The following is a 17,982-nucleotide window of genomic DNA, read 5'->3' as shown; positions in this document are numbered from 1 at the left end:
TTCGCACGGTCGCCCGTGCTCCACGCCGACGTGAATCGATCCGACGATGCGGCCACCGATGCCCCCTGCCGTCCCGTGTCGCCCTGTACCCACCCCGGAAACGTCTGGGGCACCTTACTCAGTTCCGAGTTCGGGCAGCCGGATAGGCTCGGGTGTGTGGATTCCGGGACTTCAGTGAGTCAGCACCAGCGGCAGCCTTGGATTGTCGGGGTTTCAGGTGCTTCGGGCACCCCATTTGCTGCCGCCGTGCTGCGCGGTCTGCTGGCCGCGGGGGAGAGCGTTGATCTGGTGGTGAGCCGGGCGTCGCGTTTGACGCTGCTGGACGAGACCGGGATCGCGTTCCGCGACGCGCACTGGCAGGCGGATCTGCGCAGCTGGCTGGCGCGCGGGGCGGACGGGAAGCCGCACACCTTCGATGTGGACGTCGAGGGCGTACGGCACTGGGCGGCCGGTGATCTTGGAGCGGGGCCGTCGTCGGGTTCGTACCCGGCGAAGGGGATGCTGATCGTCCCGGCTTCGACGGCGTGTGTGGCCGGGGTGGCGCTCGGACTCTCGAAGGATCTGCTCCAGCGGGCCGCGAGCGTGACGCTCAAGGAACGGCGGAAGCTGGTCGTCGCGGTGCGGGAGACGCCGCTGAACGGGCAGACGCTGAAGCATCTGGTGAGCCTGGACGAGGCGGGCGCCGTCGTACTGCCCGCCTCTCCGGCGTTCTATGCGGGGGCGACGCACATCCAGGACCTGGTGGACTTCGTCGCGGGGCGGGTGCTCGACGCGGCGGGGGTGCCGCACGACCTGTACCGCCGATGGGAGGGAGAGCTCGGTGGCGGCTCCCGCGACTGAGGCGGGCCCCAGGGGGACTGAGTCTGTGGTCAGCGCTTCTTCTTGGCGCGCGGGGCGCGGGTCTTGTCGACCCGGTGCGCGGCGGCGGGCTGGTGGGCACGCGAGCGGTTGGCCAGGTCCTGCAGCTCGCGCATTCGGGCGTAGGCCATCTCGATCGTGTACACGGTGTCCTCACTCCTGAAGATTCGAAAGCATTTTTTGGATACTCGGGAAGATTTGCAGGCGTTGAAGCCTGCATGCCTTAGATTCTACACATAGACTCGCGATACTGCTGAACAATGGAAGGTTTCAGTCACATGGACGCGGTGGACAGGCAGCTCATCCAGGCCCTCAGGGAGAACGGCAGGGCCTCGTATGCCGAGCTGGGGCGGCTCGTCGGGCTCTCCGGACCCAGCGTCACCGACCGCATCAACCGGCTGGAAACCGCCGGTGTCATCACCGGCTACCGCGCCACCGTCGACGCCGCGTCCCTGGGGCTCGGGGTCACGGCCCTGATCGGCATCTCGCTCTCCGACGCCGCCGACCACGAGGACGTGGCGCGCCGGCTGAAGGACCTCGCGGAGATCGAGGACGCCTGGTTCATCGCGGGCGACGACTCGTACATGCTCAAGGTGCGGGTCGGTGACGTGGACGGGCTGGAGAGGACCATTCGCCGGCTCAGCGGCACGCGGGGCGTCTCGCGCACGCGTACCACGATCGTGCTCTCCACCAAGTGGGAGAACCGGGTCGGGGAACTCCCCGAGGAGGTGTAGGCGTAACGTGGTGGAGCCCCCGGGGGACCGGGGGTTTCGCCCGGTATCGCCGGGAGAGGCACAGCACGTCGACAACTTGGAGGCAGCCGCATGGACGTTGGGCTCAAGCGCGAGCTGGAGGAGAAGGTCCGCGCAGGGGAGCGGCTGACCCGTGAGGACGGCATCGCCCTCTACGAGTCGGACGACCTGGCCTGGCTCGGCGGCCTCGCCCATGAGGTGCGTACGCGCAAGAACGGCGACGTCGTGCACTTCAACGTCAACCGGCACCTCAACATGACCAATGTGTGCACCGCGTCGTGCGCGTACTGCTCGTTCCAGCGCAAGCCGGGCGAGAAGGATGCGTACACCATGCGCATCGAGGAGGCCGTCCGCCTCGCGAAGACGATGGAGGGCGAGAACCTCACCGAGCTGCACATCGTCAACGGGCTGCACCCCACCCTGCCGTGGCGGTACTACCCGCGCTCGCTCAGCGCGCTGAAGGAGGCCCTGCCACAGGTCTCCCTCAAGGCGTTCACCGCCACCGAGATCCACCACTTCGAGACCATTTCCGGGCTCTCGGCCTCCGAGATCCTCGACGAGCTGATCGAGGCCGGTCTGGAGTCGCTGACCGGTGGCGGAGCGGAGATCTTCGACTGGGAGGTCCGCCAGCACATCGTGGACCACAACACCCACTGGGAAGACTGGTCGCGCATCCACCGCCTCGCCCATGAGAAGGGTCTGAAGACCCCGGCGACGATGCTGTACGGGCACATTGAGGAGCCGCGTCACCGCGTCGACCATGTGCTGCGGCTGCGTGAGCTGCAGGACGAGACCGGTGGCTTCCAGGTCTTCATCCCGCTGCGCTACCAGCACGACTTCGTGGACATGCAGGACGGCAAGGTCCGCAACAAGCTCCAGGCGCGGACGACGATGGCGACCGGCGCCGAGGCGCTGAAGACCTTCGCGGTCTCGCGGCTCCTCTTCGACAACGTTCCGCACGTCAAGGTCTTCTGGGTGATGCACGGTGTGCAGACCGCCCAGCTCGCGCTGCAGCACGGCGCGGACGACATGGACGGCTCGGTCGTCGAGTACAAGATCACGCACGACGCGGACAACTACGGCACGCCGAACAAGCTCGGCCGTGAGGATCTGCTGGACCTGATCCGTGACGCGGGCTTCCGGCCCGTCGAGCGCAACACTCGGTACGAGATCATCCGCGAGTACCCGGGCCCGGACGCCGAGCGGCGCGAGTCGCCGCAGCCGATGCGCGTCTGACCCACCACCGCGTCGTCAGTGGTTCAGGTGCACGAGAGCCCTGGCCGGTGCCTGTCCGGCGGATCTTGCCGGACAGGCACCTGGTCCCGAGGAGGGCTCAGCGCTTGAGCGTGAAGGTGAAGTCGCCGGAGAGCTTGCCGCTCAGCCGGACTGCCGAAACGAGCTTCCCCTCCGTGATCAGCCTCTCGACCTCCGCCCGTGAAAGACCGCAACCTTCAGCGATCAGTCGCACCGGCCGGACAGGGATCCGCGCCGCAAAGCGGACCGAGACGTCGATCACCTCGCGGTCCAGGTGATCCGATCCGCCGGTGTCGAGGCGCCAGGCGTTGTCCCAGTCGAGGGCGATGCGATTACGGCGCCGCACGACCGGATCCTGGAGCAGCTCAGCTGCCAGGCCAGGGTCGTTGCCATGTAGCCGGTCCAGCAGCTCAGGCCGTACGGAGCGCACATTCATCCGCTCCAGGACCGTGAGCTTTGCGGTTTCCCCGCAAGCGGTACAGAGCGCGAGGAGCCAGGCGTCGATGAGCTTGTGGTTTGCGTTGACGCGAAATTTTCCGCTTGTCCGGAAGCCCGGCTCGACCTGGGACCGGTTGCCGCTGTGCCCCGCCCCCGCACATCGGCCGGCGCCGCCGCCCCGGCTCTCACACGGAGACACGATGAGGAACTTCCGGGCTTCATCGACCGGGCGCCCGTCCCCCGAGCCGGCCTCGCAATGACCCTGTGACCCATGTCACATGCGGTTCCTGTCAGCAATCGGGGCCCCGTTCCGCTCAATTCACCGGGAGCAAGCGAACCGACGGGAGTAACACATGAAGCACCGCATCGTCATCCTCGGTGCCGGCTATGCCGGGGCCTACGCGGCCGGGATCCTGGCCCGCCGACTGTCCCCGGCGGACACCGAGATCACCGTGGTCAACGCTGAGCCGGACTTCGTCGAGCGGCTGCGGCTGCACCAGTTCGCGGCCGGCCAGGAGATCGAGGCCCGGAAGCTCACCGACGTCTTCGCGGGCACGGGGATACGGCTGCGCCTGGCCCGTGTCACCGCCGTCGACCCCGAGCGCCAGGTCGTCGCCGTGGCCGACGCCGACGGCGGCGGCGAGCTCGGCTACGGCACGCTCTTCTACGCGCTCGGCAGCCACGTCGCCGACTGCGGTGTCCCCGGCGTGGCCGAGCACGCCTTCGACGTCACCGGCCGGCCCTCGGCGCTGCGCCTGCGCGAGCGCCTGGACAGCCTGGACAGGCGGGGCGAAGGCGGGAGCGTGCTGGTCGTCGGCGACGGGTTGACCGGCATCGAGACCGCCACCGAGATCGCCGAATCCCGGCCCGGCCTGTCGGTGGCGCTGGTCGCCCGCGGCGAGCTGGGTGCCCGGCTCTCCGCCGGAGCCCGCAGCCACCTGCGCCAGGCCTGCGACCGGCTGGGCATCACCGTCCTGGAGCACACGAGCGTCGAAGCCGTCGAAGCGACGCGGGTGTTGTGTGCCGACGGCACCGCCCTGGCGTCCGACGCAACCGTGTGGACGGCCGGGTTCGCGGTCAACCCCATCGCCGCCGCCGGCGGGCTGGAGGTCACCGAGAACGGTCAGATCGTCGTCGATCGCACCATGCGGTCCGTCTCGCACCCGAACGTCTACGCCGCCGGCGACAGCGTCTACGCCATCGGCGACAACGGCCGGCCGCTGCCGATGTCCTGCGCTTCGGCCGGCTACACCGGCCGACAGGCCACGGACGCGATCGTGGGACGCCTGACCGGCCGCAAGATCGCGAACACCAAGCTGGTCTACCTGGGCAACCACATCAGCCTCGGGCGGCGGGACGGGATCCTGCAGACGGTCGACGACGAAGCGCAAGCAAAGCCGAAGTATGTGGGCGGCCGGAAGGCCGCGCGGGTCAAGGCGGGCATCGTCAAGATCTCGCTCTGGGCCACCTCGCACCCGACCTTCGGCCTGCCCAAGCGCAAGCACCGCCTGGTCGCCGCGCCGGATGCGTCCGCCGAGAAGGCGGTCGCGTAGCCGCTTAGGGTGATCCGCGTGGACAGCACCGCCACTGATCGCTTCGACACCAGTCGGTTCGAGGCCAGCCGGAACCGGCTGGCCTCGCTGGCGTACCGGCTGCTGGGCTCCGCCGCCGACGCCGAAGACGCCGTGCAGGATGCGTTCCTGCGCTGGCAGGCCGCCGACCAGCAGCGGATCAAGGTGCCGGAAGCATGGCTGACCAAGGTCGTCACCAACCTGTGCCTCGACCGGCTCCGCTCGGCGCAAGCCCGCCGCGAACGCACCGTCGGCGCCTGGCTGCCCGAACCGCTCCTCGACGGCGACCCGATGCTCGGCCCGGCCGACACTTTCGAGCAGCGCGAATCGGTCTCCCTGGCCGTGCTGACGCTCATGGAGCGCCTGTCACCCCTTGAGCGGGCCGTCTACCTCCTGCGCGAAGCGTTCTCCTACAGCCACGCCGAGATCGCCGAGATCCTCGACATCACCGAGTCCGCAAGCCAGCAGCACCTCCACCGGGCCCGGCGCCGCATCACCGCCGCGCGCCGCGGCGGCGGCGAAGCCGACCGCGCATCCGCCCGCAGGATCGTCGAGGAATTCCTCGCCGCTGCCTCCTCGGGCCGCACAGAACGGCTGGTGGCGCTGCTCACCGACGACGCGACCGCGATCTCCGACGGCGCCGGCCTGACCAAGACGCTGCTGCGGTACGACACTGCGCAGCGCATCGCCGCCGTCGCACGGGCCGGCTTCAAACCCACACCCGCGAAACGGCGACTTGCCGGCGGCACACCCGCCGTCCACTACGCGCTCGTCAACGGCGCCCCCGCCATCCTCTTCGTGCCCGGCGACCGGGTCGTCGGCGCCGTGACGTTCGACATCGCCAACGGCAAGATCGCAACCGTGCGCGGCATCGCCGCCCCCACCCGCCTCGTCCGCCTCGCCGAAGCCTGGCGGCAGCACGAACCGGACACGCCGCTCATCAGCCAGTGGTGATGCGCCCTCGTTTCATGGGCCCTGATCCGCCGGACAGGCCCGCGGCCTCGTCGGACCCCTTTTGGCGCAGCCCTCCGAAGTGATCGAATCCGGGGCATGTTTCACTGGTCGGGCAGGATCGCAGGACTGTCATACGTAGAGAAGAGAGGCCAACTGTGTCCGCTGCCAAGCCGAGCGCGACGATTCGGTACACCGCGATGCGCCTCGGCCTCTTCGTCGGCTGCTTCGCCGTCGCAGCCGTGGCCGTCCACTTCGGTCTGCTGCCCTCGGGGGCGGGAGGCTCCAATTTCGTCTGGGTGATCCTGCTCGCGCTGGTCCTGTCCGCGCCGCTCAGCTATGTGCTGCTGCGCAAGCAGCGTGACGAGATGTCCACGCAGATCGTGTCCACGGTCGACCGCACGAAGGCGCGGCTCGAAGCGAACCGGACCCGCGAGGACCACCTCACCTCGTGACGACCCGGTGAGGATGACGTAGGGGCTACGTCAGGTTCCTCACACCCCGCACAGTTTCCGTACGAAACCCCGGTGCCGGAGCAACCGCTCCTGCACTGGGGTTTCGTCGTTCCCGCACGGGTGCCGGGCACTCCGGCACCGGGGTTGTGGCCCAAAGGAGACCAAAGAAGGGCTTTGGGGTTCTCAAAGTTCAAGTGTTAGCGTGTTCGACATGAAGACAGCAGTGCGCCATCGATTCGCCGCGAGCGTCGCGCTCGTGGAGCGCCTGCATGTCGATCTATGCCGCTGTATGTCCGCGGTCTGTTGCCGCAACGTCTGAACCGGCACCATGCAGCGGCGCCGCCCCTGACGCGGGCGCCGCACTCCCTTCCCCTCCCGCACGGCGCACCCGTGCGCCCCGATGCGTCACATCTGGAGTGTGTCCGTGTCCGCGAATCCCGCGTCCGCCGCCGAGACCGACAGCCCGTCCGGCTCCGGCTCCGGTTTCCGTATACCCAAGGTCCCGTTCTGGGCCCAGATAGTCGCCGGTCTCGTCCTCGGTGTCGTACTCGGGTGGCTTGCCCGTACGTACGACATCAACTGGCTCTACACCACGCTCGACAAGGTCGGTCACCTCTTCGTCCAGCTGCTGAAGCTGGCCGTCGCGCCGCTCGTCTTCTTCGCGATCCTGGTGTCGATCACCAACCTGCGCAAGGTCAACAACGCCGCCCGGCTGGCCACCCGCACCCTGCTCTGGTTCATGATCACCTCGCTGATCGCGGTCGCCATCGGTCTCGCGATCGGCCTGATCACCAACCCGGGTGCCGGTACGGGACTGACTCCGAAGGACGGCAAGCTGCCGGAGCACGCGGGCTCCTGGCTCGACTTCCTCACCGGCATCATCCCGGACAACGTGATCACCCCGTTCACCGAGCTGAACGTGCTCCAGATCGTCTTCATGGCCGCCGTCGCCGGTATCGCCGCGCTCCAGCTCGGTGAGAAGGCCCAGCCGATCCTCACCCTCAGCGAGTCCGTCCTGGAGCTTCTCCAGAAGGCCCTGTGGTGGGTCATCCGCCTCGCCCCCATCGGCACCATCGGCCTCATCGGCTACGCGATCGCCGACTATGGCTGGGACCTGATCGGCAAGTACGCGACGTTCACCGCCGACGTCTACATCGGCTGCGCCCTGGTGCTGTTCGGCGTGTACCCGCTGCTGCTCGCCACCGTCGCCAAGCTCAGCCCGCTGCAGTTCTTCAAGGGCGCCTGGCCGGCGATCCAGCTGGCCTTCGTCTCCCGCTCCTCGGTCGGCACGATGCCGGTCACCCAGAAGGTCACCGAGCGCCTCGGCGTCCCGAAGGAATATGCGAGCTTCAGTGTCCCGTTCGGGGCGACGACGAAAATGGACGGCTGCGCCGCGATCTACCCGGCCCTGGCGGCGATCTTCATCGCGCAGATCTTCGACGTCCAGCTGGGCATCGGCGACTACATCCTGATCGCGTTCGTCTCGGTGATCGGCTCGGCGGCCACCGCCGGCCTCACCGGTGCGACGGTCATGCTGACCCTCACGCTGTCGACGCTGGGCCTGCCCCTGGAGGGCGTCGGTCTGCTGATGGCCATCGACCCGATCCTGGACATGATGCGTACCGCCACCAACGTGGCCGGTCAGGTGCTGGTCCCGGTGGTCGTCTCGGCCCGCGAGAAGATTCTCGACCACGACGCGTACCATTCGGCCTCGTCCTCCCCGGTCGACGACGTCGAGGTGCGCGACGCGGAGCAGCAGGTGAGCGTGCCGGTCGCCGCGTAACGACCACAGCTTCCGCCGAGCGCCCCCGGTCCGTCCGTCGACGACCGGGGGCGCTCGCCGTTGTGCGGGCGCGGGCCGGGGCCTCGGTGACCACCGCGCCCTCGGTGCCACGCCGGTGAGGGGTCAACCCGTCGGCGTACACCGTGGGTTCGAGCAGATCGGTCGGGCGCGGGAGGTGGTTGCGGGTGATCTCGATCCAGGTGTGGACGAGCCCGACGACCGGCAGCGGCTGCGCAGCACGCTCAAGCGCGCGGTCGACGAGGCCAACCGCCTGGGCCCGCGCGGAATCGATCCGCAAGTTCGCTGTTCTGCCAGGGGACTTCACGGAGGGGAGCGGGCACCTGACGCTGTCGCCGAAGCTGAAACGGAAGGTGATCGCACGGGACGTCGAAAAGGAGATCGAGGCGTTGTACCGGAAGTGACCGCCCAAGCGGCGGCGCATCGTCACCGAGGCCGGACCTGTTCCGAGCCTCCCCCGGTTTCCTCTCAGTCGTCCCGTGCGCGTGTCATGCGGTCTTCGGGCGGGCAAAGGTGGCGGGTGCTGTCCGGTCGGAGCGCGCGGCGACACGGTCTGCTGCGAATTTACGGTTGTTGACGGTCTGTTCGCGGTAGGCGGCCGGAAGGTCGGGCAAGGCGAGGAGACGATCGCAGGAAGCCAGCGATCCGCGTGCGTCACCGGTCCAGTAGGAGGTGATGGAGTGCTCGAAGAGCAGACCCCAGCTGTAGATCCAAGGCTCCATGAAAAGCCAGTCCTTGGGGGTGGGGCGATTGAGGCCGGCGACGGCGACTGCGTTGGCCGTCTGATAGCGACCCATCTTCCTCAGCCGGGAGGCCAGTTCGTAGCAGGCCTCCAATCGCTGCGGCCGGCTTTCCCATGCGCGGGTGAGAGCGTCCATGGCGCCGGGCCAGTCACCGCAGTCGGCCTTGAGCACTCCCACTTGCAGCAGGGCGTAATACACCTCCTCCTCCCATCCGCCCATGTCGGCCCGACGCTCGTACGCCGCGATCGCTTCCTGGGTCTCGCCCATGTCTCGGAGAGTCTGCGCGAGGTAGAAGACCGTGCGTGGATTTTCCGGATTGCGCTTGAGGTCCTCGCGCAGCAGGCGGGCGTCCCGGGTGAACTTGTCCCCGCGCGAGCCGCCGTCGGCGAAATGCTCGATGCTGAGAGCTGAGAGATCGGCAACGGTGTGCTGCTGGGCGGTGGTCAGAAATTCGTGGGTCGCGCCCTCGTAGCGCCACGGGATGTCACCTTTGACCAGCCGGGGAATGCGGTATTCGAGAGCCCCGAGGTGACGCACCATGTAGGAGTCGGCGCTCAGTTCAAAAAGTTCGGACAGCGAGTCCTCCCGTCGGACGGCCATGTCGGCGTCGATGAGCAGGAGATAGTCGGCTTTGCCTCGTGCGCGCTGGATGTTCAGGGTGCGGTTGTGGCCGAAGTTGGCCCAGAGGTCCTCGTGGAGTTCCCCCGGAATCCCTTTCATCGTGGCGCGGATCAGTTCCTGTGTTCCGTCACGGGAGCCGGTGTCGGAGATGACCCATGTGTCCACCAAGTCGCGTACGGAGTTCAGGCATCGCTCGATGACCTTCGCCTCGTCCTTGACAATCATGCACAGGCAGATCGACGGCTTGCGGTGCAGGGCGGGTGGCCGTTCTTCGGTAGGACGGTCGATCAGATTTGTCATATACATCTCCCAATCTGGCTTCTATGGAGTAACACCCCACGGCGAATTGGTGCGGTGTACGGCATCAGCCGATCCGGTCACCGAGGAGAGCGACGCTAGTGCGCCGGAATCAGGCGGCCGCGACGCGACACGGGGTTCTCGGGGCGCGCGGGTGGCCGGGCCGGAATAGTCAACTGAGCCAATCAATATGCGAATAGGGGCAGATGGGCGAAGCTCCCCTCACTCACAAGGGGAGCGGTCAGTACTCGGACGGTAGATCACCGGCGTGGCGCATATGCCTTACATCTGTTGCGGCTGTCACAGTCACGGCTCCGATCCACGCAGACGCGGTAAGGAATCCAAGATGCACAAGTCGAGAAGCTGGGACATCCTGTCCCGTTCAACCCTGGGCGCCATGTCGCTGGGAATGACCCTGGCTCTGTGCCCGATGGACGTCGCTCACGGAACGCCGAACCCCACGGGTTCGCAGGCGGTCAACCGAGTGATGGCCAGCCGGGTGGCGGCCAGCGTGTCCGGGACGGTGACCTCCCAGACCTCTCAGAACATCCGCAGCGCTCCCACCACCCAGTCGGCGATCGTGGGTAGCGTGCCGTCCGGCGGAACGGTGTCGATCGCCTGCCAGGTGGTCGGCCAGAACGTCGGCGGGAACTCGCTGTGGTACCTGCTGTCCAATGGCAGCGGCTGGATGAGCGCCCGCTTCATCTCGACGCAGACCACCGTGCCGTTCTGCGACGACTTCCCGGGGACGGGCGCCACTGGTCCGACGGGACCCACGGGCCCGACGGGTCCGGCGGGTGCCAACGGGACAACCGGTCCGACCGGTCCGACCGGTGCGACAGGTCTGCAGGGCGTGACGGGCGCCACGGGCGCGCCCGGTACTGATGGCTCCACGGGTGCTACTGGTCCTGCCGGTCCGACAGGTGCTACGGGTTTGCAGGGTCCGACGGGTGCTACGGGTCTGCAGGGCGTGACGGGCGCCACGGGCGCGTCCGGTGCTAATGGCTCCACCGGTGCTACTGGTCCTGCTGGTCCGACGGGTGCGACGGGTCTGCAGGGTGCGACGGGTTCCACGGGTGCGTCCGGTGCTGATGGTGCCACGGGTGCTACTGGTCCGACGGGTGCGACGGGTCTGCAGGGCGCCACCGGCGCCACGGGTGCGTCCGGTGCTAATGGTGCTACCGGTGCTGATGGTGCTACCGGTGCTGATGGTGCCACGGGTGCTACTGGTCCTGCTGGTCCGACGGGTGCGACGGGTCTGCAGGGCGCCACCGGCGCCACGGGTGCGTCCGGTGCTAATGGTGCTAATGGCGCCACGGGTGCTACTGGTCCTGCCGGTCCGACGGGTGCGACAGGTCTGCAGGGCGCCACCGGCGCCACGGGCGCGTCCGGTGCTGTTGGTGCTCACGGGCCGACCGGTGCGACAGGTCCGACGGGTGCGACGGGTCTGCAGGGGGCCACCGGTGCGTCCGGTGCCAACGGTGCCACGGGTGCTACCGGTCCGACGGGTGCCACTGGTGCGGCTGGTACCAACGGTGCTGATGGTGCGACCGGTGCGGCTGGTACCAACGGTGCTGATGGTGCGACCGGCGCGACGGGGCCTGCGGGTCCGACGGGTGCGGCTGGTACCAACGGTGCTGATGGTGCCACGGGTGCGGCCGGTACTAACGGTGCTGATGGTGCGACGGGTGCCACGGGTGCCACGGGTGCGGCTGGTACCAACGGTGCTGATGGTGCGACCGGCGCGACGGGGCCTGCGGGTCCGACGGGTGCGGCTGGTACCAACGGTGCTGATGGTGCCACCGGTGCCACGGGTGCGGCTGGTACCAACGGTGCTGATGGCGCCACCGGTGCCACTGGTGCGGCTGGTACCAACGGTGCCACGGGTGCTACCGGTCCGACGGGTGCCACTGGTGCGGCTGGTACCAACGGTGCTGATGGTGCGACCGGCGCGACGGGGCCTGCGGGTCCGACGGGTGCGGCTGGTACCAACGGTGCTGATGGTGCCACTGGCGCCACGGGTGCGGCTGGTACTAACGGTGCTGATGGTGCGACCGGTGCGACGGGGCCTGCGGGTCCGACGGGTGCGGCTGGTACCAACGGTGCCGACGGTGCGACGGGTGCGGCCGGTACTAACGGTGCTGATGGTGCGACCGGTGCGACGGGGCCTGCGGGTCCGACGGGTGCGGCTGGTACCAACGGTGCCGACGGTGCCACCGGTGCCACTGGCCCGACGGGTGCTACCGGCCCGGCCGGAGCTGTTGGCCCGGCCCAGACTGCCACCAGCGCCGCCTTGCTCGTGCCCGCTGGGGGCAGCATCCAGGACGTCACGGCTGTGTGCCCTGCCGGGACCGTGGTGACTGGGGGAGGGGCCGTGAACCAGCTGCAGAACGACGAGATCCACTGGACCGCGAGTGCTCCGGACACTGTGACCAACACCTGGCACGTCTCCGCGTACAACAGCGGTGCCGGCCCGCAGACCGTCCAGTCGTACGCGGTCTGCCTCCCCACCAGCGCTCTGTGAGGTGACTAGTTCCAAGGGGACTGGACAGAAACCCGCTTAGGTTTCGACAGCTCCCGCGGCCGCTGCCGCAGCAGATGAAGGGTCTTCTGCTGCGGCAGCTTCATGTCGTCTCCGTTGAGTTCCACGGCCCTCCCGAGTTCCCATACGGTGCGACCCACCGGTGCGCGCCGGCTGCACTTCTCCGGAGCGGCCGACTTGGGTTTTAGGAGGCTGTCGGGGCTAGTGGGGCAGCTGAACTTCCGGCACCCTTAAGTCCGTTCAACCCGGATTGCTGTCCCCTCCTACCCCGGTACTCCACTCGGATTCGACTCGGAGGATGTCCGCGCATGCGCTCGATACGCATTGCCCTACTGGGCCTGGTGGCCCTCGTCGCGGGACTGCTGACCGCGACCCCCGCCGCCGCAGCCCCGAACTTCAAGGCGCCGTTCCCCTGCGGCCAGACCTGGACCTACAGTCACCACTCGGCGGAAGTGAGACAGGCCCTCGACTTCATCCGCACCGACGGCGGCGCCACGGCCGGCACCCCCGTCCTCGCCTCGTCCGGCGGGACAGCCCACCGCTACTCCCAGCCCAGCGGTGCGGGCAACTACATCGCCATCGACCACGGCGGCGGCTGGCAGACCTACTACTTCCACCTCGCCTCGTACTCCGTCGCCGACGGCGCCTCCGTCTCCCAGGGCCAGCAGATCGGTGTCACCGGCTCGACCGGCAACAGCAGCGGCGCCCACATTCACTACGAGCAGCTGTACAACGGCGTCGGTCAGACCATCGTGCTCAACGGCCAGTCACTCGCCCCGTACCCCGGCTCGTACAACAGCAAGTACCTGACCAGCGACAACGGTTGCGGAGGCGGCGGTGGCGGCAAGTACTGGGTCGACACCTTCGCCGACGCCACGGGCTACGCGACGGCCGGGGCGGGCGACGCGCAGGGCGTTCTCAAGGCCGGCACGAACTATGTCTACTGCAAGGCGTGGGGCGCCCAGGTCGGCTCCGGCTCCAGCTACAACCACTGGTGGCTGAAGACGGACCTGGACACGGTGTACGCGGGCAAGAACGGGCGCGGCGCGTATGTCTCGGCGTACTACTTGTCCCGCTGGGGCAACGATGAGGCCCGGGACAACAACGGGACCGTGATTCCGAACTGCTGACCGGCACGCCCGGCTGCGGCCCTTCCCGTCCGCCGGTCGGGGGGCGGACGGGAAGGGATCCCGCGTGACGGCCGCATGTGCAGGAGGCGGCAGCTTCCTTCACATGCCGTGCCGCTGTCCGATGCAGGAAGCCCGCGTCGGAAGCGGCAGCGTCCGCTACGCCTTGCTGTTGTAGTGCGTGATGTCCCAGTGGCTGCCTTCCCGCGCGTAGATGTTGCCGGCGGGGGACTTGTACAGAGCAGCCCCGTCGCTACGCTTCCCCGCTTTGGCGAACTTGCGCGTGATGTAGTTGTTGACACACGGGACCTTGGTGGAGATGTCCGTCTTGTATCCGTTGTGATGGCTGTATGTGCCGGAGCTGTGGCCCACCTCGGTGCCGCCGGTGACGATCACCTTGCAGCCGCTGATCTTCTTGAAGGCGATCGTGCCCGCGATGGTCGCCTTGTTGATCCGGGTGAATGACGTACACGTCTTCTTGTTCCAGTCGGAGCAGTTGCCGCTGGATGTCCAGGTGATGCCCGCCTTCTTCAACTCGGCGGCGGCATCCGCGTGCCGCGCGTACTTCACCGGTGCGGCCTGCGCGGCGCCGGCCACCAACAGGACCGAAGCGGTGGCGGCGATCACCGTGCGGGCGGACAGAAGTCCCAAGCGCTTCAAGGCGTGCTCCTTGTCTGTCTTGCGAGTTCGAGCGTTGCTTGACCGTGCTGCTCCAAGCGCGGGAAGCCTGCCCAGCGGCCAGCGACCCGCGTATCCACCCTTCAGGTGAAAAGGGCGCGTCGAAATGGACGTTGTCCCGCCTGTCACCCGCTCCCGGCAACTTCTGCCGGCAATGCCAGGGCTGAACACTGCGACCACCCCCCCGTTGCTGATGACCCACCTGCTCCGGCGGGTGCGGGTGGACGATGCCGGGGCGCCGACCTGAGGGGCCGTATCGGCCAGGAAGGAAGGGCCGGATCGCGGGATTCACCTTGTCGAAGGCGCGAGCGGCCCTGCAGACGAGCCACCTCGGCGTCCTGGTCATCAGGCCTGAAGTCGAGATGCAGTCGGCTCTTGACCTTCTTGCTCTCGCTGCTGCCGTCCTCGTTGCCGAAGGGGGGAGTGCCGCCTCACTTGTCTGATGGAGTGTCAGGCATGACGATGGCCTCGCACCCTTGATGTGACGATGTGTCAGATTCGCTGTCGAGACTAGGAGGCACCTCGGTGCCGATACTCCCCACCGGGCCGCTGTCGTACGGGATGCAGCTCCCGATCCAGTCGCAGAGCACCCTCTACGCGGAGGGGTGGGAGGCCGCCGCCACCCCCGTCGACCTCGCCGAGATCGCCCGCACCGCCGACCGCACCGGCTTCGCCTATGTCGCGAGCTGTGACCATGTCGCGATCCCGCGGCGGCTCGCCGGGGTCATGAGCACTGTCTGGTACGACCCGGTCGCCACGCTCGCGTTTCTCGCCGGGGTCACCGAACGTGTGCGGCTGATGAGTCATGTCGCCGTCGTCGGGCTGCGGCATCCGCTGGCCACAGCCAAGCAGTACGCCACCCTCGACCACCTCTGCGGCGGCCGGCTGGTCCTCGGGGTCGGGGCGGGGCACGTACCGGAGGAGTTCGAGGCGCTCGGGGCGGACTTCGAGGGGCGGGGCGGGGTCCTCGACGAGACCATCGACGCACTGAAGGCGGCGCTCGGTCCTGAGGAGTACCCGGAGTTCGCGGGGGAGCGGTTCTCCTTCTCCGGGCTCGGGCAGCTGCCGCGCCCGGCCCAGGAACGGGTGCCGGTCTGGGTCGGGGGTTCCTCGCCCGCCGCCGTTCGCCGGGCCGCGGTGCGGGGGGACGGCTGGTTGCCGCAGGGCGATCCGCGGGGGAAGCTGCCCGCGCAGATCGCCCGGCTGAAGGAGTTGCGCGAGGCGGCGGGCGTCGAGGCGCCGATCGTCATCGGTGCGATCACCGAACCGCTGTACATCGGTGAGCCGGAGTGGTCCGTCGGGCGGCGCACCCTCACCGGAAAGCCGGAGGCCGTCGCCGAGTCGCTGCGCGAGTACGGGGCCATGGGCGTCCACCAGATCCAGGTGCGGTTCCGCAGCCGGAGCCGTAGCGAACTGACCGATCAGATGGCGGCGTTCGCCGCCGAGGTCGCACCCCATCTCGACAGGTAGGAGTCAGGTCATGGGCAAGCTGGACGGGCGGGTCGTACTGATCAGCGGTGCGGCGCGCGGACAGGGCGAGCAGGAGGCGCGGCTCTTCGTCGCGGAGGGCGCGCGGGTGGTGATCGCCGATGTGCTCGACGAGCAGGGCGAGGCGCTGGCCAAGGAGCTGAGGGAGGAGCTGGGGGAGGACGTCGCCCGGTTCGTCCATCTGGATGTGAGCAGGGAGGGGGAGTGGCAGGCCGCCGTCGCTGCCGCGAAGGACGCCTTCGGAAGGATCGACGGGCTGGTCAACAACGCGGGGATTCTCCGGTTCAACGAGCTGGTGACCACGCCGCTGGAGGAGTTCCAGCAGGTGGTGCAGGTCAACCAGGTGGGCGCGTTCCTCGGGATCAAGAACGTCGCGCCCGAGATCGAGGCCGCGGGCGGCGGGACCATCGTGAACACCGCCTCGTACACAGGGCTCACGGGCATGGCGTTCGTGGGCGCGTACGCCGCCACCAAGCATGCGGTGCTCGGGCTGACCAAGGTGGCGGCGGTGGAGCTGGCCGCGAAGGGGATACGGGTCAATGCCGTCTGCCCCGGGGCCGTGGACACCGCGATGACCAACCCGGCGGCGCTGGATCCGACCGCGGACCCGGAGGAGTCCAGGGCGGCGGTGGCCGAGCTGTACAGGAAGCTCGTACCGCTGGGGCGGATCGGGCGGCCGGAGGAGGTGGCGGCGCTGGCGCTCTTCCTGACCTCGGACGACTCCTCGTACATCACCGGGCAGCCGTTCGTCATCGACGGGGGATGGCTGGCGGGTGTCAGTCTGTTCTGAGGTGTCTGACGATGCGTCAGGTGTTGACGGGCGCGGGTGCCGGTGGAACAGTCGGACGCATCGCAATCTGACGGTCTGTCAGAAATGAATGAGGACGGTGAACCCCCTTGGAATTCGGGCTCTTTGTACAGGGGTACGTGCCCGCCGCGCGGGCCAAGACCGACCCCGGGGCAGAGCACAAGGCACTGATCGAGGAGACCGAGTACGTCATCCAGGCGGACAAGTCCGGCTTCAAGTACGCCTGGGCCTCCGAGCACCACTTCCTGGAGGAGTACTCGCATCTCTCGGCCAACGATGTGTATCTGGGCTACCTCGCACACGCCACCGACCGCATCCACCTCGGATCCGGCATCTTCAACCCGCTCGCCCCCGTCAACCACCCGGTGAAGGTGGCCGAGAAGGTCGCCATGCTCGACCATCTGTCGGAGGGCCGGTTCGAGTTCGGCTCCGGGCGCGGGGCCGGCAGCCACGAGATCCTGGGCTTCATGCCGGGCATCACCGACATGAACCACACCAAGGAACTCTGGGAAGAGACCATCGCCGAGTTCCCCAAGATGTGGCTCCAGGACGAGTACGCAGGCTTCCAGGGCAAGCACTGGTCGCTGCCGCCGCGCAAGATCCTGCCCAAGCCGTACGGGAAGTCGCACCCGGCGATGTGGTACGCGGCCGGGTCGCCGTCCTCGTACGCGATGGCGGGCAGGAAGGGGCTCGGCGTGCTGGGCTTCAGCGTGCAGAAGGTCTCCGACATGGAGTGGGTCGTCGAGTCCTACAAGACGGCCGTCAAGGAGGCCGAACCCGTCGGGGACTTCGTCAACGACAACGTCATGGTCACCTCCACGGCCATCTGCGCCGAGACACACGCCAAGGCCGTCGAGATCGCCGTGGGCGGCGGGCTGAACTATCTGCAGTCGCTGCTGTTCCGCTACCACGACACGTTCCCACGGCCCGAGGGCATCCCGGAGTGGCCCGAGCTGCTGCCGGAGTACTCCGAGGAGATCATCGAGCTCCTGATCGCCGAGGAGCTGATGATCTGCGGTGATCCGGACGAGGTGCTGCGGCAGTGCAAGCGGTGGGAGCAGGCGGGGGCGGACCAGCTGAGCTTCGGGCTGCCGATCGGGATGAGCCGTGAGGACACGCTGAACTCGATCAGGCTGATCGGTGAGCACGTGATCCCGGAGATCGACACGGACCCGGTGCACCGGACCTCGCGGTTCCGGGGGGCGGGCCGCGCGTAGGCGCGGTGCGGGGTGGGCGGTGCCGGTTGCGGTGTGGTGCGGTTGCGGTGCGGGGGCGCGGCGCCTGCGGCGGGCCTGTTCCCCTGCCCGCCCCTTCCCGTAACCGGGGGCTCCGCCCCCGGACGCCCGCTCCTCAATTGCCGGAGGGGCTGAAGAGGCGGGGGGCTCCGCCCCCGGACGCCCGCTCCTCAATTGCCGGAGGGGCTGAAGTGGCCGGCGGGGCTGAAGAGGCCGGAGGGGCTGAAGTAGAGACCAGCGGCGTCTTCCCGGACCGCCGCTCCGTGGAGCCGGGGTGCGCACCGCGGCCGTGCGCACCCCGGCTGCACATCCACGTACCCGCGCCAGGAATCCACGTACCCGCGCCAGGAATCCACGTACCCG

General features: G+C 68.3%; 17 protein-coding genes and 4 pseudogenes. 14 read left to right on the top strand and 7 right to left on the bottom strand.

From position 1 onward, the window contains the following. Positions 1–174: 174 nt before the first annotated feature. Positions 175–840: a UbiX family flavin prenyltransferase gene (locus ABTZ94_RS07290; RefSeq protein WP_351198387.1), complete on the top strand. Its 666-nt coding sequence runs from the start codon at positions 175–177 to the stop codon at positions 838–840. A gap of 29 nt (positions 841–869) precedes the next feature. Here ABTZ94_RS07290 and ABTZ94_RS07285 read toward each other — a convergent pair whose 3' ends face one another. After that, the gene (locus tag ABTZ94_RS07285) at positions 870–1,004 is read right to left on the bottom strand and encodes a hypothetical protein (protein ID WP_351198385.1); all 135 of its coding nucleotides are present in this window, start codon (positions 1,002–1,004) and stop codon (positions 870–872) included. Positions 1,005–1,136: 132 nt separating this feature from the next. On the opposite strand from ABTZ94_RS07285, the gene ABTZ94_RS07280 reads away from it, so the two are divergent. Then, the gene (locus ABTZ94_RS07280; RefSeq protein WP_351198473.1) at positions 1,137–1,592 is read left to right on the top strand and encodes an Lrp/AsnC family transcriptional regulator; all 456 of its coding nucleotides are present in this window, start codon (positions 1,137–1,139) and stop codon (positions 1,590–1,592) included. A 90-nt stretch (positions 1,593–1,682) separates the two neighbouring features. Further along, the gene (gene mqnE, locus ABTZ94_RS07275) at positions 1,683–2,846 is read left to right on the top strand and encodes an aminofutalosine synthase MqnE (protein ID WP_351198383.1); all 1,164 of its coding nucleotides are present in this window, start codon (positions 1,683–1,685) and stop codon (positions 2,844–2,846) included. 97 nt (positions 2,847–2,943) lie between these two features. On the opposite strand, the pseudogene ABTZ94_RS07270 reads toward mqnE, so the two are convergent. Next, positions 2,944–3,414 (bottom strand): annotated as a pseudogene (locus ABTZ94_RS07270) (DUF1062 domain-containing protein); the annotation flags it as partial. 241 nt (positions 3,415–3,655) lie between these two features. Here ABTZ94_RS07270 and ABTZ94_RS07265 point away from each other — a divergent pair. The 5 genes and pseudogenes from ABTZ94_RS07265 to ABTZ94_RS07245 all read left to right on the top strand — a co-directional run. Next, positions 3,656–4,855 (top strand): NAD(P)/FAD-dependent oxidoreductase, encoded by a 1,200-nt coding sequence (locus tag ABTZ94_RS07265; protein WP_351198381.1) that lies wholly within the window; start codon positions 3,656–3,658, stop codon positions 4,853–4,855. An 18-nt stretch (positions 4,856–4,873) separates the two neighbouring features. Continuing rightward, positions 4,874–5,827 (top strand): sigma-70 family RNA polymerase sigma factor, encoded by a 954-nt coding sequence (locus tag ABTZ94_RS07260; protein ID WP_351198379.1) that lies wholly within the window; start codon positions 4,874–4,876, stop codon positions 5,825–5,827. Positions 5,828–5,982: 155 nt separating this feature from the next. Next, positions 5,983–6,279, top strand: coding sequence for a DUF4229 domain-containing protein (locus tag ABTZ94_RS07255; protein WP_351198377.1), 297 nt, complete (start codon positions 5,983–5,985; stop codon positions 6,277–6,279). Positions 6,280–6,703: 424 nt separating this feature from the next. Further along, complete coding sequence (locus ABTZ94_RS07250) at positions 6,704–8,062, top strand: dicarboxylate/amino acid:cation symporter (protein WP_351198375.1); 1,359 nt, start codon at positions 6,704–6,706, stop codon at positions 8,060–8,062. 229 nt (positions 8,063–8,291) lie between these two features. Next, positions 8,292–8,484 (top strand): annotated as a pseudogene (locus ABTZ94_RS07245) (long-chain fatty acid--CoA ligase); the annotation flags it as partial. 84 nt (positions 8,485–8,568) lie between these two features. Here the strand turns inward: ABTZ94_RS07245 and ABTZ94_RS07240 are convergent. After that, a complete protein-coding gene (locus ABTZ94_RS07240) occupies positions 8,569–9,744 on the bottom strand; it encodes a glycosyltransferase (RefSeq protein ID WP_351198373.1) in 1,176 nt (391 codons plus the stop codon). Between the two features lie 274 nt (positions 9,745–10,018). On the opposite strand from ABTZ94_RS07240, the pseudogene ABTZ94_RS07235 reads away from it, so the two are divergent. Next, positions 10,019–10,390, top strand: a pseudogene (locus ABTZ94_RS07235) (hypothetical protein); the annotation flags it as partial. On the opposite strand, the gene ABTZ94_RS07230 reads toward ABTZ94_RS07235, so the two are convergent. Beyond that, on the bottom strand, positions 10,282–10,500 hold the full coding sequence (locus tag ABTZ94_RS07230) for a hypothetical protein (protein WP_351198484.1): 219 nt from the start codon (positions 10,498–10,500) through the stop codon (positions 10,282–10,284). The pseudogene ABTZ94_RS07235 and the gene ABTZ94_RS07230 overlap by 109 nt on opposite strands. A 1,615-nt stretch (positions 10,501–12,115) precedes the next feature. On the opposite strand from ABTZ94_RS07230, the gene ABTZ94_RS07225 reads away from it, so the two are divergent. Beyond that, the gene (locus ABTZ94_RS07225; protein WP_351198482.1) at positions 12,116–12,265 is read left to right on the top strand and encodes a hypothetical protein; all 150 of its coding nucleotides are present in this window, start codon (positions 12,116–12,118) and stop codon (positions 12,263–12,265) included. Positions 12,266–12,591: 326 nt separating this feature from the next. Continuing rightward, entirely contained in the window at positions 12,592–13,413 is an 822-nt protein-coding gene (locus tag ABTZ94_RS07220; protein ID WP_351198371.1) for a M23 family metallopeptidase, read from the top strand. Between the two features lie 156 nt (positions 13,414–13,569). Here the strand turns inward: ABTZ94_RS07220 and ABTZ94_RS07215 are convergent, their stop codons facing one another. Further along, entirely contained in the window at positions 13,570–14,061 is a 492-nt protein-coding gene (locus tag ABTZ94_RS07215; RefSeq protein WP_502967197.1) for a hypothetical protein, read from the bottom strand. 344 nt (positions 14,062–14,405) lie between these two features. Then, positions 14,406–14,480, bottom strand: a pseudogene (locus tag ABTZ94_RS07210) (VOC family protein); the annotation flags it as partial. Positions 14,481–14,613: 133 nt separating this feature from the next. Here ABTZ94_RS07210 and ABTZ94_RS07205 point away from each other — a divergent pair. The 3 genes from ABTZ94_RS07205 (at position 14,614) to ABTZ94_RS07195 (ending at position 17,601) form a co-directional block, all read left to right on the top strand. Beyond that, on the top strand, positions 14,614–15,558 hold the full coding sequence (locus tag ABTZ94_RS07205) for an LLM class F420-dependent oxidoreductase (RefSeq protein WP_351198368.1): 945 nt from the start codon (positions 14,614–14,616) through the stop codon (positions 15,556–15,558). 10 nt (positions 15,559–15,568) lie between these two features. Next, complete coding sequence (locus tag ABTZ94_RS07200; protein WP_351198366.1) at positions 15,569–16,366, top strand: SDR family NAD(P)-dependent oxidoreductase; 798 nt, start codon at positions 15,569–15,571, stop codon at positions 16,364–16,366. A 107-nt stretch (positions 16,367–16,473) separates the two neighbouring features. After that, positions 16,474–17,601 (top strand): LLM class flavin-dependent oxidoreductase, encoded by a 1,128-nt coding sequence (locus ABTZ94_RS07195; RefSeq protein ID WP_351198364.1) that lies wholly within the window; start codon positions 16,474–16,476, stop codon positions 17,599–17,601. Between the two features lie 188 nt (positions 17,602–17,789). On the opposite strand, the gene ABTZ94_RS07190 is transcribed toward ABTZ94_RS07195, so the two are convergent. Beyond that, positions 17,790–17,982 (bottom strand): hypothetical protein (locus ABTZ94_RS07190; protein WP_351198362.1); only part of this gene is annotated, 193 nt, incomplete at its 5' end.

It is taken from the genome of Streptomyces sp. NPDC002785, assembly GCF_040295565.1.
Lineage (GTDB): Bacteria > Actinomycetota > Actinomycetes > Streptomycetales > Streptomycetaceae > Streptomyces.
The sequence above is the reverse complement of the archived record's forward strand: the minus strand, read 5'-3'. Positions and strand labels throughout refer to the sequence as shown.